Annotated in this window: 15 protein-coding genes; 13 read left to right on the top strand and 2 right to left on the bottom strand. The window is 57.5% G+C overall.

All coding sequences use genetic code 11. The annotated features are described in order from the left end of the window. Positions 1-219: 219 nt before the first annotated feature. Together AAC060_RS08915 and AAC060_RS08910 are read left to right on the top strand one after the other, a co-directional pair. A complete protein-coding gene (locus tag AAC060_RS08915; protein WP_339825163.1) occupies positions 220-2,682 on the top strand; it encodes a TonB-dependent receptor in 2,463 nt (820 codons plus the stop codon). Positions 2,683-2,829: 147 nt separating this feature from the next. After that, positions 2,830-3,621, top strand: coding sequence for an SDR family oxidoreductase (locus AAC060_RS08910; protein ID WP_339825161.1), 792 nt, complete (start codon positions 2,830-2,832; stop codon positions 3,619-3,621). A gap of 2 nt (positions 3,622-3,623) precedes the next feature. Here AAC060_RS08910 and AAC060_RS08905 read toward each other — a convergent pair whose 3' ends face one another. Both AAC060_RS08905 and gyrB read right to left on the bottom strand, forming a co-directional pair. Next, positions 3,624-3,977 (bottom strand): DUF393 domain-containing protein, encoded by a 354-nt coding sequence (locus AAC060_RS08905; RefSeq protein WP_339825158.1) that lies wholly within the window; start codon positions 3,975-3,977, stop codon positions 3,624-3,626. A 116-nt stretch (positions 3,978-4,093) separates the two neighbouring features. Next, complete coding sequence (gene gyrB / locus AAC060_RS08900; RefSeq protein WP_339825155.1) at positions 4,094-6,610, bottom strand: DNA topoisomerase (ATP-hydrolyzing) subunit B; 2,517 nt, start codon at positions 6,608-6,610, stop codon at positions 4,094-4,096. Positions 6,611-6,883: 273 nt separating this feature from the next. Between gyrB and AAC060_RS08895 the strand changes: the two genes are divergently transcribed. The 11 genes from AAC060_RS08895 (at position 6,884) to AAC060_RS08845 (ending at position 16,197) form a co-directional block, all read left to right on the top strand. After that, positions 6,884-7,288, top strand: a complete 405-nt coding sequence (locus tag AAC060_RS08895; protein ID WP_339825153.1) for a PaaI family thioesterase — start codon at positions 6,884-6,886, stop codon at positions 7,286-7,288. 201 nt (positions 7,289-7,489) lie between these two features. Further along, on the top strand, positions 7,490-7,996 hold the full coding sequence (locus AAC060_RS08890; RefSeq protein WP_339825151.1) for a hypothetical protein: 507 nt from the start codon (positions 7,490-7,492) through the stop codon (positions 7,994-7,996). A 181-nt stretch (positions 7,997-8,177) separates the two neighbouring features. After that, complete coding sequence (locus AAC060_RS08885; RefSeq protein ID WP_339825149.1) at positions 8,178-9,743, top strand: class I adenylate-forming enzyme family protein; 1,566 nt, start codon at positions 8,178-8,180, stop codon at positions 9,741-9,743. A 24-nt stretch (positions 9,744-9,767) separates the two neighbouring features. Then, complete coding sequence (locus AAC060_RS08880) at positions 9,768-10,472, top strand: zinc transporter (protein ID WP_339825147.1); 705 nt, start codon at positions 9,768-9,770, stop codon at positions 10,470-10,472. A gap of 75 nt (positions 10,473-10,547) precedes the next feature. Next, the gene (gene guaA / locus AAC060_RS08875) at positions 10,548-12,119 is read left to right on the top strand and encodes a glutamine-hydrolyzing GMP synthase (protein ID WP_339689097.1); all 1,572 of its coding nucleotides are present in this window, start codon (positions 10,548-10,550) and stop codon (positions 12,117-12,119) included. A 423-nt stretch (positions 12,120-12,542) separates the two neighbouring features. Next, complete coding sequence (locus AAC060_RS08870; RefSeq protein WP_339825145.1) at positions 12,543-13,550, top strand: NAD(P)-dependent alcohol dehydrogenase; 1,008 nt, start codon at positions 12,543-12,545, stop codon at positions 13,548-13,550. A 29-nt stretch (positions 13,551-13,579) separates the two neighbouring features. Beyond that, positions 13,580-13,981, top strand: coding sequence for a GFA family protein (locus AAC060_RS08865; protein ID WP_339825143.1), 402 nt, complete (start codon positions 13,580-13,582; stop codon positions 13,979-13,981). 7 nt (positions 13,982-13,988) lie between these two features. After that, a complete protein-coding gene (locus AAC060_RS08860; protein ID WP_339825141.1) occupies positions 13,989-14,399 on the top strand; it encodes a GNAT family acetyltransferase in 411 nt (136 codons plus the stop codon). 70 nt (positions 14,400-14,469) lie between these two features. Next, on the top strand, positions 14,470-15,171 hold the full coding sequence (locus AAC060_RS08855) for an endonuclease III (RefSeq protein ID WP_339825139.1): 702 nt from the start codon (positions 14,470-14,472) through the stop codon (positions 15,169-15,171). After that, a complete protein-coding gene (nth, locus tag AAC060_RS08850) occupies positions 15,168-15,836 on the top strand; it encodes an endonuclease III (RefSeq protein WP_339825137.1) in 669 nt (222 codons plus the stop codon). The genes AAC060_RS08855 and nth overlap by 4 nt, the downstream gene beginning before the upstream one ends. Then, positions 15,829-16,197 (top strand): ArsC family reductase, encoded by a 369-nt coding sequence (locus tag AAC060_RS08845; protein ID WP_339825135.1) that lies wholly within the window; start codon positions 15,829-15,831, stop codon positions 16,195-16,197. The genes nth and AAC060_RS08845 overlap by 8 nt, the downstream gene beginning before the upstream one ends. Positions 16,198-16,431 lie beyond the last annotated feature (234 nt).

The raw sequence follows: 16,431 nt of genomic DNA, 5'->3' as shown, positions 1-16,431 counted from the left end.
GCACCATCCCCATTTTCGTTAGCGGTCCAATCCGATTTTCGGCAGAAAAGCTACAAATGTTGCGCAAAGAACACGCTTTTCCATATTTGCTATCAAATTGGCTAGCAGAGCCAGCCGAAACTCACGCTTAAGACCCGACCATCGAAAGGCGATGGAAAACCGCCACATTATTATGACTTGGTTCGGGACAAATTTACCGGACAAATTTGGGAGAGAGCAATGACCACATATTCGTCGCGAAACAAATCCGGCTTGGCAAACAAGACGGTCAAATCCCTATTATTGGGTTCCGTTACAACTTTGGCGTTTGCGGGTCTCGCCGCTCCGGCGTCGGCACAGGATGCCGATGGATTTGATGACAGCAGAGTCATTACCGTTGTTGCTCGTAAACAGACAGAGTCCTTGCAAGAAGTGCCTGTGACCGTCACCGCGATCGGTAGCGCTACACTGGAAAAATATCAGGTTAATGAAATCGCTGATGTCGTGAGCCGGGTTCCCGCTCTCAACGTCCAGGTCGGTGGTTCCGGTTCCGGTGGCCAGATCAGCTTGAGGGGCGTCGGTTCTTCCAATATCTCCGCATCATTTGACTCTGCCGTGGCATTTGATTTTGACGGCGTTCAGGTCAGCACTATGCGGATCGTCCAGGCCGGATTTTTTGACGTGGAGCAGATCGATATTCTCAAGGGACCGCAATCTCTGTTCTTCGGTAAAAGTGCTTCCGCTGGTGTTTTCGCGATCCGTTCCGCCAACCCGACCCGGGAATGGGAAATGGCTGGCAAAGCTTCCTACGAATTTGAAGAAAATGGCTACACCATCGGCGGTCATATTTCCGGACCGATCTCCGACACGCTCGGCATTCGCGTAGCGGCGCAGTATCAGGACATTGAAGATTATGTGAAAGTCCAACCCGGTACACCGGCGTTCAATCCTGATGGCACTTTCAGAGACAGCCGCGGCCTGAACAATTTTGTCGGTCGTGCAACGTTGCAATGGGATCCGGTTGATAATTTCAACGCAAATCTGAAACTGAATTACGTCAGAAACAGAAGCGATGGCGCCGATTCCCACACCGACATCAGCTGTGGCGCGAATGGCGTCGCAGATCCCGTTTACTTGCTGTCCGGTGCGGTTGTTATTCCGTCCAATGCGGATTGTAATGCGACTGATGGTCTTTACGGCATGTCAGACGGTGCTGCAGCATTGGTCAGCAATGTTCCAACCGGCTCAGGTGGTGACAATACGAGTTTTGAAAACGGCATTCCATTCGGGAAAACGGACATTTTCTTCGGCCGATTGAAGTGGGACCTTGATCTGAGCGAGACGCTGACATTGTCTTCGGTATCCGGCTATCTCAGTCTGGATGCAGTCGATACCGATTGCTACGCTTATACCGGTGCGCTTGCCCCCGGTGTTGCCGGCAACGCAGGTTGCAGTGACCCGGTAAACAAGACCGAGCAATATACCCAGGAATTGCGCATCACCAGTGATTTTGACGGCATGTTCAATTTCATGCTGGGTGCATTTTACGAAGCCCGCGATATCGATTTCAATACATCGCAACAGGGTGTGAACATCTCGTTCGTCGCGCCTGATCCGGTTACCGGCTTTACCTATGACTGGTATAAAAAGCAGAACACCAAAACCGAAGCGCTATCGTTTTTTGCCAGCGCGACTCTGGATCTGACCGACCAGTTGCAGCTGTCCGGTGGCGTGCGCTGGACCGACGAAAGCAAGGTTTCGAGAATTAGCGTTCCTTATGTCCATTCATTCCTGTCTGCGACGCCAGCCTTTATCAACAGCGGCTTCTTCTCGGGACCGATTAAATTCTCGGACTCCAATTTCTCGCCGGAAGCATCGATCAAATATCAGGCGACGCCGGATATCAACGTCTATGCTTCTTTCAAGACCGGTTTCAAATCGGGCGGCATCGACAATAGTGCGTTGCCATCCAACAGCCTGCTTGGATTTAACGATCCGGACCCGGCTGTCCGCCAAGGCGTTGCAGATGCATTGAAATTTGATTCCGAAACAGGGTTGGGTGGCGAAATCGGTGTTAAGGCACAGTTTGCTGACCGCACCGTCACTTTGAACACTTCGGTCTTCTATTATGTATTTGATGATCTTCAGGTACAGAATTTCGATGCCGCAGCGGTCCAGTTCCAGACCTTTAACGCCAGCCAGCTTACCACGCAGGGTGTTGATGTCGAATGGGGATGGCGTACGCCGGTTGAGGGTTTGAACCTTTCCGGTTCGATCGCTTACACCGATGCAGAGTTTACCGCGCCATTTGTCACGACATCGGGTGAAGACATCAATGGCCGGTCTGCAGCACGTGCGCCGAAATTTGCTGCAAATGCGGCATTTGACTGGACCGTACCGATGGGCAATGCTTTGGAACTGGGGCTGAACGGTAACCTGCAATATAGCGGATCCTATTTCACCAACGAAGATTCAGCATCCGACACTGTACAGGACAGTTATGTGTCGATTGATGGTTCGATTTCTGTTGGTGATCCGGACGGTAAATGGAAATTGTCTCTGGTCGGTGTCAACTTGACCGACGAAATCTGGATCAACACCAGCGCAGGTCGTCCGTTCCTCGAACCAGGCGTGGGTGATGATGAAGTCTGGACCCAAAACCGCGGCCGTCAAGTCTTTGTCGAAGCTGCATTTAAATTCTGATCAACCTCCCGTTGATCTGAACTGGCCGGGACAGCTTGCTGCTCCCGGCCTTTCTTTTGGGTGAAGGTGGATAGCCATTGTGAGAGTGGCATCGGTCACCGGTAGAACGTTAGAAGACACGGAAAATCTATATAAGGAGCGGATTCTATGGGACGTCTCGAAGGTAAAAAAGCGATCATTCTCGGTGCTGCTGGCCAAGGCAATATGGGGCAAGTCATTGCTAAGCGTCTGCGCGATGAAGGCGCTGATGTGCTGGTCGCGGGCCGCAAGGAAGAAGAGCTGAAACGCTTTGCTGCGGAGATTGATGGCCATTATGCGCTCTGTGACCTTACCCGTGAAGCGGATATCAAGGCGCTCGCGAAATCAGCAAAAAGCCAGATGGGTGGCGTAGATATAGCGATTAATGCGACGGGTCTGGGGCTTCTCAAGCCCTTCCTGGAAAATACCAAGGAAGAGCTGGAAACGATGTCGGCGCTGCAACTGGTCGGGCCATTTCAATTTTATCAGGAAATGATCAAGGCGATGGAGAATGGCGGGTCGATTATCCAGATCAGTTCGGCCACCGCGACGATCATGCTCAACGACCATGCCGCCTATATGGGCACGAAAGCGGCCACGGATCATATCATTCGCTGCGTCGCTCATGAATTTGGTGAAAGGGGAATCCGGGCAAACAGCATTTCTCCCGGCCTGACGCGTACGCCAATGACAGCGGGCGTTGATCAGGTGCCGGGACTGGTTGAGTCTTTTGAAGCGCGCTATCCGCTTGGCCGCATCGGTACGAGCGAAGATATCGCCGCTGCTGCGGTATTCCTGGCCAGTGACGAATGTTTCATGACCGGCGAGAATCTTCAGGTGAACGGCGGTCTGTGCCTGCGTGGCAATCCGACCCGCAAGGATCAGGAGTTGATGATGGGCGCGGTAGCCGCCGCTTCTTAATATCAGTCTGCAGGCTTGAATCGCTTCTGGATGTGCGGTCGGATTTTGAGGAACTGGTTGTACAGGGCTTCAAGGACCGGCAGCACGCCCGGAATGCGGGCGAGTTGGCCGATTGGCCTCAAGACGGGAATCGCACGCCACATGGCGGCAAACGCCGCTGCGCCGGACAATATATGTCCGTCTTCCGAAGCATGAAAGCGGTCGAGCATCAATTGCCGGTTGAGCGGACAGGATGCGGCAGGCGTTGCAATATCAATGAACGCAACAGCGTCGCGCCGGTCTAGCCTGCGCATCAGCGAGATTTCCCGGATACACAGCGGGCAGGCGCCGTCATACCAGACGATGACGCGGCTCATCGACCCTGCTCGTTGCCGAGATTATGATTCATGTCTGTCTCGCCATCATTGCAGCAGACACTTAACCCACCGGCTAGTTTTCGCCATATGGCCTAAAGGCCTAACGTCAGCAGATGCTAAACGTCCAGATTGGCTACGTTCAGGGCATTGTCGACGATGAACTCGCGCCGCGGTTCAACCACTTCGCCCATCAGCTTGGTGAAGATATCATCGGTCACATCGGCCTGTTCGACGGTTACCTGAAGCAGCGAACGCACTTCGGGGTCGAGTGTCGTTTCCCAAAGCTGTTCGGCGTTCATTTCGCCTAGACCTTTGTAGCGGGAAATCGCGAGGCCTTTGCGTCCCGCTGCCATCACCGTATCGAGCAGTTCCGACGGACGGGTGATCAGCGTGCCTTCGGACCCGACAGCGACATCATCGCTGCTATCGCTGTCACCGGCGGCCGATTTGACCAGACGGCTGCCGCTGCCATAGGTGGCGGTTTCTTCCGACGCGAGACGGTGCAATTTGCGGCCTTCCGCGCTCTCCAGGAATTTTGCCTCGATGATATGATGGTCGGTGACGCCGCGCCAGAAACGCTGGAACAGATAGCCGCCTTCTTCCGAAACCTGACCGGACCAGCGGCCTTCTTCGTCAACCTTGTCCATCCAGGCGGCGGTCGCATCGACTGCGGCTTGCCGTTCCGTATTGCCATGATCGGGATTGAGAGCGCCGGTGAGCGCCATGCCTTCGACAATCGTGCTGTCATAACGGCGCGGCACATAAGTCATCAGGCTGCGCATTCTCCGGGCATGTTCGATCAGTCCGCGCAAATCTTCGCCGCTCCGCGCGCCTTCGCCGGTTTGCAGGATCATGCCGTTCAGGCCGGCTTCGACCAGATATTGGTCAAGCGCATTGTCGTCCTTGAGATAGACTTCGCTCTTGCCCTTGCCGACTTTGTAAAGCGGTGGCTGGGCGATGTAGAGATGGCCGTTGAGGATGATCTCCGGCATCTGCCGATAGAAGAAGGTCAGCAGCAAGGTACGGATATGCGCGCCGTCGACGTCAGCATCGGTCATGATGACGATCTTGTGATAACGCAGCTTTTCCAGATTGAAATCGTCGCGGCCAATGCCGGTGCCCATCGCCTGGATCAGCGTGCCGACTTCCTTGGACGAGAGCATCCGGTCAAAGCGGGCACGTTCGACGTTGAGGATTTTGCCCTTCAGCGGCAGGATCGCCTGATACATGCTGTCGCGGCCCTGTTTGGCTGACCCGCCAGCGGAGTCCCCTTCCACCAGAAAGAGTTCGCATTTGCTCGCGTCTTTTTCGCGGCAATCGGCCAGCTTGCCGGGCAGCGAAGCAATGTCCATCGCTCCTTTACGCCGGGTCAGCTCGCGCGCTTTTTTCGCGGCTTCGCGGGCAGCGGCGGCGTCGATCACTTTCTGGATCACCATAGCGGCATTCTGCGGGTTTTCCTCGAGCCATTCGGCCAGCTTGTCAGCCATCAGGCTTTCCAGTGGCTGGCGCACTTCGGAGGAGACCAGCTTGTCCTTGGTCTGTGAACCGAATTTGGGATCAGGCAACTTGACTGAAACAATCGCGCTCAGACCTTCGCGCATGTCGTCGCCGGTCAGCTTGACCTTTTCTTTCTTCAGCGCGCCGGAGCTTTCGGCATAATTGTTCAGCGTCCGGGTCAGCGCCGAGCGGAAGGCCGCCAGATGGGTGCCGCCGTCGCGCTGCGGGATGTTGTTGGTGAAGCAGAGGACATTTTCATAATAGCTGTCATTCCATTCCAGCGCGACGTCGATGATGACATCGTCGCGGTCGCCGTGAATGGCGATCGGTTCGGGCACCAGCGGGGTCTTGTTGCGATCGAGATATTGAACGAACGCTGCGATTCCGCCTTCGTAAAAGAGGTCGATTTCTTTAATTTCTTCATGCCGCGCGTCGCGCAGGATGATGTGGACGCCGCTGTTGAGGAAAGCGAGTTCGCGGTAGCGATGCTCGAGCTTTTCAAAATCGAATTCGGTAATCTTGAAGGTCGCGGGAGACGGGAAAAAGGTAACTTTCGTGCCCTTTTTGAAGCCGGTTTTATTGTCCGCTGCCGGAGCATCGCCGACGACCGCCAGAGGCCGCACGGCATCGCCGAATTCGAAGCGCATATTATGCTCTTTGCCGTCGCGCCAGATGTCGAGCTCCAACCATTCGGACAGAGCGTTGACAACCGAGACGCCGACGCCGTGAAGGCCGCCGGAGACCTTGTAGGCATTGTCGTCGGAGGTATTCTCGAACTTGCCGCCTGCGTGTAGCTGGGTCATGATGACCTCGGCTGCCGAGACGCCCTCTTCGGTGTGCATGCCGGTTGGAATGCCGCGGCCGTTGTCCTCGACCGAGACGCTGCCGTCGGCGTTGAGCGTGATCAGGATCAGGTCGCAGTGACCAGCGAGGGCTTCGTCGATCGCGTTATCCGATACCTCGAACACCATATGATGCAGACCGCTGCCGTCATCGGTATCGCCGATATACATGCCGGGGCGCTTGCGAACTGCATCCAGGCCCTTGAGAACCTTGATGGAATCTGCGCCATATTCGTTTTGATTGGAAGATTTGGAAGCATCTTCCGGCGTTTCGTTTTTGCTAATGTCACTCATGGCGGGACCATAGCCGCTGGAGCCGGCAAACCCAAGGAAAATGTAGGATTCTCCGATATTAAAATCCTTATAAATCAGATATTTATATTGGTTTCGCTTTGCAGGCCTAATTCTCTCGCAAAGCCGCGATTATCAAAATGGATAGGGGTGAAAAACAGGGGGCAGGCCAGCGCCTTCAACCCCTCGGCCAAAAGCGCTTTGCGCCGTCGCGCCTTTGTGCAAAACAACACGTTTATTAGCGTTTTTGCGCCAAATAGATCGAAAAGGAATCAAATGATGTCCAATCCGGCCGATATCGTCCCCTTTGCCAAGACCATGGGGATAGTCATTACCACCATGGACAAGGACGTGGTGCGCGGGGAAATGCTGGTGCGGCCCGAAATCTGCACCGCTGGCAACGGGCGGGGCAGTCCCAGCATTCACGGCGGCGCGGTGATGACCTTTGCCGATGTGCTCGGTGCGTTTGGCGGATTTGCCAATCTGCCCGAAGGATCGAACGGGACCACGACCTCGGAAAGCAAGACCAATTTCCTCAATGCGGCACCGGAAGGTTCCATCGTCTATGGCGAGGCGACTCCGTTCAAGACCGGCCGGCGCCAGTCGGTCTGGCAGACGAAGATCACGCTGGAGGATGGCACGCTGGTGGCGGTGGTGACGCAGACCCAGATTGTGCTGTGAGGGAGCGTGAATTCCGATGAGTGTTGCGCCATGTCCGTTCGTGCTGAGCCTGTCGAAGCCCCTGCGCGGTCTCCAGCGTCCTTCGACAGGCTCAGGACGAACGGTATACGGATAGGCGTCGATCTGCGCCGCGCGAAGGCTGTTCGAGCCCAATTTATTCGCAGCTTCCCAAGCGGCCTGTTTTTGCGCTAAACTCTGGTCATGAACAGAAAACTGCTCGCCGTTTCCTTATTATGTCTGGCCACCATCGGCTGCTCCGACTCTTCCAAGGTCAGCGATGACCTGCCCGAAAGCAGCGCCTATCTGGAAAACCCGACCGGCCGGACCGAACGGGTCGAGACCGGACCATCGGCCAAGCCGGTGCGCATCGGCGAAGGCGGCCCGCGTTTTGACGCCTGCCAGTCGACCGGCGAAGTCGGCCGCCATGTCAGCGGCTCGCTGCCGGTGCTCAGCGCGCCTTTTGATGCAGCAGAAAAAATCGACAGCCTTTCGGCTGGCCAGACCATCCATATCTGCACCCGCAGCATCGACCAGCAATGGCTCGGCATTGTCTATGACAAGCCAGCCGATCCGACGGCAGCGGAAGGTGATGCGGGCACTACTGTAGATTGCGGCGTATCCTCTCCGGTGCGCGCCAAGCGCAATTACGACGGCCCGTGCAAGAGCGGCTGGGTCGAAAGTACCTATGTGGTGCTGGTGGCTGGGTAGGTTGCCGTGCTTGATGAATTTCGGCGCACCCACGTTCAAACTGGGTCTCAAACGCATCGCCAATAACCATCACCCTTAGCGCCTTGGCGTCTTCGCGTGAAAATCTTCCCCGACTGTTCAAATAAACAAACCGTGCGGAAAGCGATTGCATCTCAAGCCGATATGCGGAATTAATCGCTTGATGAAACATATTGATCCCGCTCGCTATCTCGAACAGCCCTTTGGCCAAATCGCAGATCTCATCAACGCCCATGCGGTCAATCAGCCCGACCGGATCGCGCTGGATGACAGTGTGGAGAAGCTCAGCTGGGCGGAGACCGCGGCACAGGTCAACCGGATCGCGGCGCAGTTGCAGGCCGATGGGCTACAGAAAGGGCAGGCGGTTGCGATCCTCGGGACGACCACGGTCCGCTATGCGCTGGCCTATCTAGGCGCGGTTGTTGCTGGCGGTTGCGCAGCGCCACTGACCACTTCGGCGACTCCGAAGCAGCTGGCAAACATGATGGCCGATAGCGGCGCGATGCATCTGTTTATCGACAGCGCCAAGCGCGCCGAGCTGCTCGAGAGCGGAGAGAAATTGCCTGCGCTCAGACATGTCATGCTCGATCAGGCTGTGGACGACGCGCCGGTGATCATGGACTGGATGGCAGGCGAGGGCGCTACGCCGGTCGATCTCGGTGCCGGTCCGAAAGACCCGTATAATATCATCTATTCCAGCGGGACCACCGGCACGCCCAAGGGCATTGTCCACAGCCGCCAGATGCGCTGGTATCATGCGGCGGTCGGAGAGGGCTCCGGCTATGGTCAGCCGGGGCAGGTCACATTGCTGTCGACTCCGCTCTATTCGAACACGACGCTGGCGCTGTTCACGCCGACCATTGCCTATGGCGGGACGCTGGTCATGATGGGCAAATTCGATTGCCAGCGCTGGCTGGAACTGGCGCAGGAGCATCGCGCCAGCCACACGATGCTGGTGCCGGTGCAATATCAGCGGCTGATGGATTATGAAGGCTTTGACGATTTTGATCTCAGCGGTCTGACCCATAAATATTGCACCAGCGCGCCTTTCTCGGCGGAGCTGAAGGCGGAAGTGCTGAAGCGGATGCCGGGCGGGCTGATCGAGATTTATTCGATGACCGAGGGCGGCGTGGTCTGCCTGTTGCTGTGCCACGAGCATCCCGACAAATTGCACACGGTCGGTATCGCCTGGGGCGGCAGCGAGGTGATCACGATCGACGAGCAACTCAACCGGCTACCGGCGGGCGAAATGGGCGAGCTGGTCGGCCGGTCACAGACGATGATGTCGGGCTATAAAAACCAGCCGGAGAAGACCGAGGAAGCCAGCTGGTATGACGAGAACGGCGACCGCTGGCAGCGGATGGGCGATATCGGCAAGGTCGACGAGGATGGCTTTATCACGCTGATGGGCCGGACCAAGGACATGATCATCTCGGGTGGTTTCAATATCTATCCGCGCGATCTGGAAGAAGCGTTGATGGCGCAGCCGGGTGTCGCCGATGCGGCGGTCATCGGTGTCGCTTCGCGGCAATGGGGCGAAACGCCGGTCGGCTTCGTCGTAGCGGACGCCGGTGTGGTGCTTGATCTGGAGGCGCTGAAAGCCGCGACCAATGCGAATCTCGGCAAGACCCAGCGGGTTTCGGAACTGCGCCTGATCGACGAACTGCCGCGCAGCCATATCGGTAAGATATTGAAAACCGAGCTCAGGGATATGGTCGAGGCAACCTAGTTTGCGAAAGGGTGTTATCAATCCATGTTGATGACCTTTCTTGTCGTAGCGGTGGTGTCAGCCGCTCTGATCGCGGGCGCTCTCTGGGGTGTCTACGGGAAAATATCGAGCAAGACCGAAGGCTTTGTCATTGCCCTGGCCGGCGGTGCGCTGATTGTCTCTCTGGTCAGCGAGATGATCCAGCCCGCCGTCGAGCAAAGCAATCTCTGGGTCGGGCTGGGCTCGGTGGCGGCCGGAGCGGTTGTGTTCTCCGTCGTCGATTACTGGATTGATGAAAAATGGGGCGCGGAAGGCGGCGGCGGTTTACTGGCCGCGATTACGCTCGACGGTGTGCCGGAAAATCTGGCGCTCGGGGTGGCCCTGATCGGGGCGGCGCCGATCGAAGTGGCGGCGCTGGCCGGATCGATCCTGCTGTCCAACCTTCCCGAAGCCGCAGGCGGCGCCAAGCAGATGGTCGGCAACGGGCTGTCCAGAGGCAAGACGCTGGGGCTCTGGGCAATGACCGCGCTGATCTTGTCGGCAGCAGCGATCATCGGATATTTCGCGCTGGAAGGCGTCTCGCCGCATGTGTTGGCCGCGACCCGCTGTTTCGCCGCTGGCGCGGTGGTCGCCTCGCTCGCCACCGAGGTTTTTCCCAAGGCCTATAAAGAGGATCATCATATGGCCGGTGTGGCGACTGCAATCGGTGTGATATTGGCGGTATTTCTCGGCGAGCTGGCCACAGCCTGAGGCGGGCCGGATTTTACGGCGACAGGAGACAAAGGCACTAGACTCGAATGGGGCGGCCCACTAAGCGGCTAAGCCATGTCCATAGCTCATGAAGAAACCATTCTGATCGTCGATTTCGGCTCTCAGGTCACGCAGCTTATCGCCCGCCGGGTGCGCGAGGCGGGAGTCTATTCGGAGATCGCTCCGTTCAACACCGCGGAAGAGGCGTTTCACCGGCTGAAACCCAAGGGCATCATCCTGTCCGGATCGCCCGCCGGAGTGCCCGACGAAGGCAGCCCGCGCGCGCCGGATGTGATTTTCGAAAGCGGCCTGCCGATCCTCGGCATCTGCTATGGCCAGCAGGTGATGACGCACCAGCTCGGCGGCACCGTGGAATCGGGTGCCGGCGGTGAATTTGGCGGCGAATTCGGCCGCGCCTTCATCGAGATTAGCGAAGAATGCGTGTTGTTCGACGGCTTGTGGAAGGTCGGCGACAAGCATCAGGTGTGGATGAGCCACGGCGACAAGGTCACCGAATTTGCCCCCGGCTTCCGGATCGTCGCGACCACCGAAGGCGCGCCTTTCGCGCTGATCGCCGATGACGAGCGGCGCTATTATGGCACGCAGTTCCACCCCGAAGTCGTCCACACCCCCGACGGCGGCAAGATGATCGCCAATTTTGTCCGCCATGTCTGCGGCTGCGCCGGTGACTGGACGATGGCGGAATATAAGGACGCCAAGATCGCCGAAATCCGCGAGCAGGTCGGCGACAAGAAAGTCATCTGCGGCCTGTCCGGCGGCGTCGACAGTTCGGTGGCGGCGATCCTGATCCACGAAGCGATCGGCGATCAGCTGACCTGCGTCTTTGTCGACCATGGCTTGCTGCGGATGAACGAGCGCGAGCAGGTCGAGACTCTGTTCCGCGACCATTATAATATACCGCTGGTTGTGGTCGATGCCGAGGCGCGCTTCATGGCCGGCCTTGCCGGTGTCTCCGACCCGGAGAAGAAGCGCAAATTTATCGGTGGCGAATTTATCGAAGTGTTTGACGAGGAATCGGCCCGCGTTGGTGGTGCCGATTTCCTGGCGCAGGGCACGCTCTACCCCGATGTGATCGAGAGCGTTTCCTTCACCGGCGGGCCGAGCGTGACGATCAAGTCGCACCATAATGTCGGCGGGCTTCCGGAACGCATGAACATGAAACTGGTCGAGCCGCTGCGGGAATTGTTCAAGGACGAAGTACGCGATCTCGGGCGCGAGCTCGGCCTGAACGACCAGTTTGTCGGACGTCATCCGTTCCCCGGTCCTGGCCTTGCGATCCGTATTCCCGGCGAAGTGACCAAGGAACGTTGCGATATATTGCGCAAGGCCGACGCCATCTATCTCGAGGAAATCCGTAACGCCGGATTATATGACGCGATCTGGCAGGCCTTTGCCGTCTTGCTGCCGGTCAAGACCGTCGGCGTGATGGGCGACCAGCGCACGTACGATAATGTTTGCGGCCTGCGCGCCGTCACCAGCACCGACGGCATGACCGCCGACGTCTACCCATTCGACGCCAGCTTCCTGACCCGCGTATCGACGCGGATCGTCAACGAGGTGAAGGGGATTAACCGGGTGGTTTATGATTATACCAGCAAGCCGCCGGGGACTATTGAGTGGGAGTGACGCGGTTAACCGCAAATGCGCGGGGCGCATTTGCCCGCGGCGCTCGGCATCGCAAGATGCCGCATGGTGGAGAGCGATAGTCCGAATTATTCGGCGACGCGAGGAGCCGCGGGGCCGATCACCGACTTTGTGAATGCCTCGGTCCGACAGGCTCAGGACGAACGGAGATTTGCGGTGTCACATCCTTAGTAGTTGAGGCCAAACGCTCCCTCCCGTTCGTCCTGAGCCTGTCGATGGATTCCATGCGTTTATCTTCAGTCGTGACCGTCTTTTTCATGGGGTCAAAATGGCGTTAAGGTAGCCAATTTTCGAGAGAGGGGGGTGCGCGATCACTGGGTGTCTGGTCCGGCAGTTGTTGACCACCCGCCGCCGCCATACTAGACCTGAATTTAATCAAACAATTAAATTCAGGAGAGACCCGCCATGAAAGCCATCCAACTCCAAGCCCCCGCATCGCTCGACAATCTCAAGCTGGTCGACCTGCCCGATCCGGCAGCGCCCGGCCCCGGCGAAATCGCGGTGCGCCTGCGCGCTTCTAGCCTCAACTTTCACGATTATGCGGTGGTCAAGGGGATGATCCCGACGGCGGAAAACCGCATTCCGATGTCCGATGGCGCCGGTGAAGTCACTGCGGTAGGTGATGGCGTCAGCGATTTCGCGGTGGGCGATATGGTGGTCTCGACCTTCTTCCCCGAATGGATCGACGGTGCGCCGCCCGAAGGCGGTTTCAAGCGCGTGCCCGGAGACGGGATTGACGGCTATGCGGTCGAGCAGGCGGTTGGCCTTGCCACCGCGTGGACCAAGGCGCCGAAAGGCTATAGCGCCGCCGAAGCCGCGACTTTGACCTGCGCGGGGCTGACCGCATGGCGTGCCTTGTTTGTCGATGGCTGTGTGAAGCCGGGTGACACGGTGCTGGTGCAGGGCACCGGCGGTGTCTCGATCTTCGCGCTGCAATTTGCCAAGGCGGCTGGCGCGACGGTGATCGCGACTTCGTCGTCCAATGAGAAACTGAAGCGGCTGAAGGAACTCGGTGCCGATCATCTGATCAACTATAAGGAAGTCGAAGCCTGGGGGCCGAAGGTGCTCGAACTGACCGGCGGGAAGGGCGTGGATTGCGTCGTCGAAATCGGCGGGCCGGGCACGCTCAACCAGTCTATGATGGCGACGCGGATCGGCGGGCATATCGCGCTCATCGGCGTTTTGACTGGCTTTGCCGGACCCGTACAAACGGGGTTGCTAATGGGGAAGAACCTGCGCGTGCAGGGCCTGACCGTGGGCAGCCGGGCGCAGCAGGTCGATATGATCGCGGCGATCGAAGCCAATGGCCTGAAGCCGATACTGGACAAATCCTTCCCGCTCGCCGATCTTGGTGATGCTTTCCGGCATCAGGAGTCGGGCAAGCATTTCGGCAAGATTATCGTCGATATCTGACGAGATCCGGCGAACGGAAGGAAGTGAAAATGATCTACGGAAGCTGTCTTTGCGGATCGGTCACCTATGAAGCGGATTGCGACAACGGGCCGATCCTTCACTGTCATTGCCAGACCTGCCGCAAAGCCCATAGCGCCGCCTTTTCCACCGTCATGCCGATTGCATTTGATGCCTTTAAATGGACCAGCGGAGAGGATCTTCTCAGCCATTTCGAATCATCGCCGGGCAAAGACCGCTATTTCTGTTCGCGCTGTGGATCGCAGCTGATCGCCGAGCGGCGGTCAGCGAATATGATCATGCTCAGGATGGGCTGTGTCGATACAGAAATCACGCAAAGGCCCGACGCCCATATCTGGCGTTCGGATGGCGCGCCATGGTATGATCCTGACCATGACATCCGCCAGTTGGCGGAAGGCTATGTGAAGGCCTAGCATCGCTATGCAGATTTCCGCTGCCACAGAGGCCGACATGGGCGAGGTCATCGCTCTCTGGGAAGCATGTGGTCTCACGCGGCCGTGGAATGATCCGGCGGCGGATTATCGTCTGGCCGTAGCGAACGGGACATCCGCGATATTGCTTGCCTATAGTGAAGGTGAGCTGGTCGCCAGCGTCCTGACCGGTTTCGACGGCCATCGCGGCTGGGTATATTATCTGGCAGTTGCGCCGTACGCGCAAAAGCAGGGCCTTGGTCGAAAGATGATGGCAGCCGCCGAACATTGGCTGCGTGAACGCAATGCTCCGAAAATCCAGCTGATGGTGCGCGATGACAATGAAGCCGCGATCGGTTTCTACAAGGCGCTCGGATATGATGTGCAGCCGGTTGTGACCATCGGCCGCAGGCTGGACTGATTGATCAAGGTGCCGCGGTAGTCGGTACCAGAAGCTTGCTACTGACAGGCGGCTCACCCATATTCCGGTGATGCTACTAGACTTGGGCCCCGATCATCGCACCGAAATATTGCGCCGGATGCACAGCAAGCTGATCGCGCAATTTGGCCGGGTGATCCGCCCCGATGACAAGCGCCGCGATCCGATGTGGACATTGGTGCAAGGCGTTATCGGCGCGCGCGCGAAAACCGCGGTGTCCAACGACAATGCCGACCGATTGCTCGCTGAATATGGGTCGTGGGAGCGCGTCGCCGAGGCACCGATCGAGGACCTGACAGCCCGTCTGCAAACCGCCACTTTCCCGGCGATGGCGGCGGAGCGGCTCAAGGCCTGTCTGCAGGAAATCATCGCGCAGCGTGGCAAGGCCAGTCTGGATCATCTTGAATCCAAGGACACGGCGGATGCCATGGCCTGGCTGGAGACTTTGCCGGGGATCGCGCGGAAGATCAGCGCCGGCATCATGAACACCAGCCAGTTTAATCGCAAAGCGCTGGTGCTCGATTCCGGACACCGCCGTGTGGTGCAGCGCATGGGGCTGGTGCCGGCCAAGGCAGATACGACGCGCGCTTATGACGAGCTGATGCCGCTATTGCCGGCGATATGGTCAGCGGAAGATCTGGATGAACATCATCTATTGGGAAAACGCCTCGCCCAAACCATTTGCCGGCCAAAACGACCGGATTGTCCGTCCTGTCCGGTGGGTGCCGATTGCGAGACGGGAGCCGCCTTATGATAAATGATCAGCAGGTTGAAACTGTTTTCCGCCGTCTGTCTGAAGCCATGCCGGGACGCACGAAAGATGCCAAGGGCCCCAAAGGCCAGCCCGACGCTTTTCGGTCCTGCATTTCCTGCATGCTCTCGGCCCAATCACTGGACCGCAACACCGCAAGGGCAGCGAGCGCTCTGTTTGAGCTTGCACAAACGCCGGAAGAGATGCTGGAACTGGACGATCGCGATATTGCCGCAGCGATCAAACCGTGCGGCTTATATAATATGAAAACCCGCAATATCAGGAAATTTTGCCAGCATTTGCTCGCCGAACATGGCGGTGTCGTCCCGAATACGCGCGAAGGCCTGTTATCGATGCCCGGTATTGGCCGGAAATGCGCGGATATCGTGATGAGCTTCACCTTCGGCGCAGATGTGATCGCCGTGGATACCCATGTGCACAGGGTCTGCAACCGAATCGGCTTGACCGATGCGAAAACTGCGGACAAGACCGCGCAGCAGCTGGAAGCGCGCAGTCCCGATTGGGCCTTGCGCGACGGCCATTTCTGGCTAATTCAGTTCGGGAAGCGAATCTGCACTTCCCGGAACCCCAAATGTGACAGATGTCCGGTCAATGACATCTGTCTCTGGCTCAAAGCGCAGCAGAAACAGGACCCGACCGATGAGTAAAGAAACCAAGATGTACGGCATTTCCAATTGCGACACCGTCAAGAAGGCGCGCAACTGGATGGAGCGCAACGGCATCAACTATGTTTTTCACGACTATAAAAAATCCGGGATCAACCGCGAGAAGCTCGAAATGTGGGTGATGATGGTTGGCTGGGAAGCGCTGATCAACAAGCGCGGCACCACTTTCCGCAAGCTGCCCGACATGGTGAAGGAAAATATCGGCGATGATACCGCGGTGATGGTCATGATGGAAAATCCCAGCATGATCAAACGGCCGGTGCTGGAACATGGTGAAGAGCTGGTCGTCGGATTCAAGGCATCGGATTATGAAGCCGTGGGACTGACCGCGCGCAACAGCTAGCACCGACGGTCCTGTTCCATGCAGCTGTGCCACCTGCTGGCGCGCTGATCCTGGGGCGAAGCAGGCTTTCCTTGCAGTGCTCGTTATTTTGCTCCGCATACCCCGATTGCCGTATCGCCGATCGGCATTTCTGATTTTATCAGCGCTTGTGGCATCAAACTGTTATATTCCGAAGCTATTGGGCTTCGGATATCGCTGACAATGATTGCTGCCGCAGGTTTTGGTATCAGGAAA

Source organism: uncultured Parasphingorhabdus sp. (genome assembly GCF_963975555.1).
Taxonomy (GTDB): domain Bacteria; phylum Pseudomonadota; class Alphaproteobacteria; order Sphingomonadales; family Sphingomonadaceae; genus Parasphingorhabdus.
This window is presented reverse-complemented; position numbering and strand designations above follow the sequence as displayed.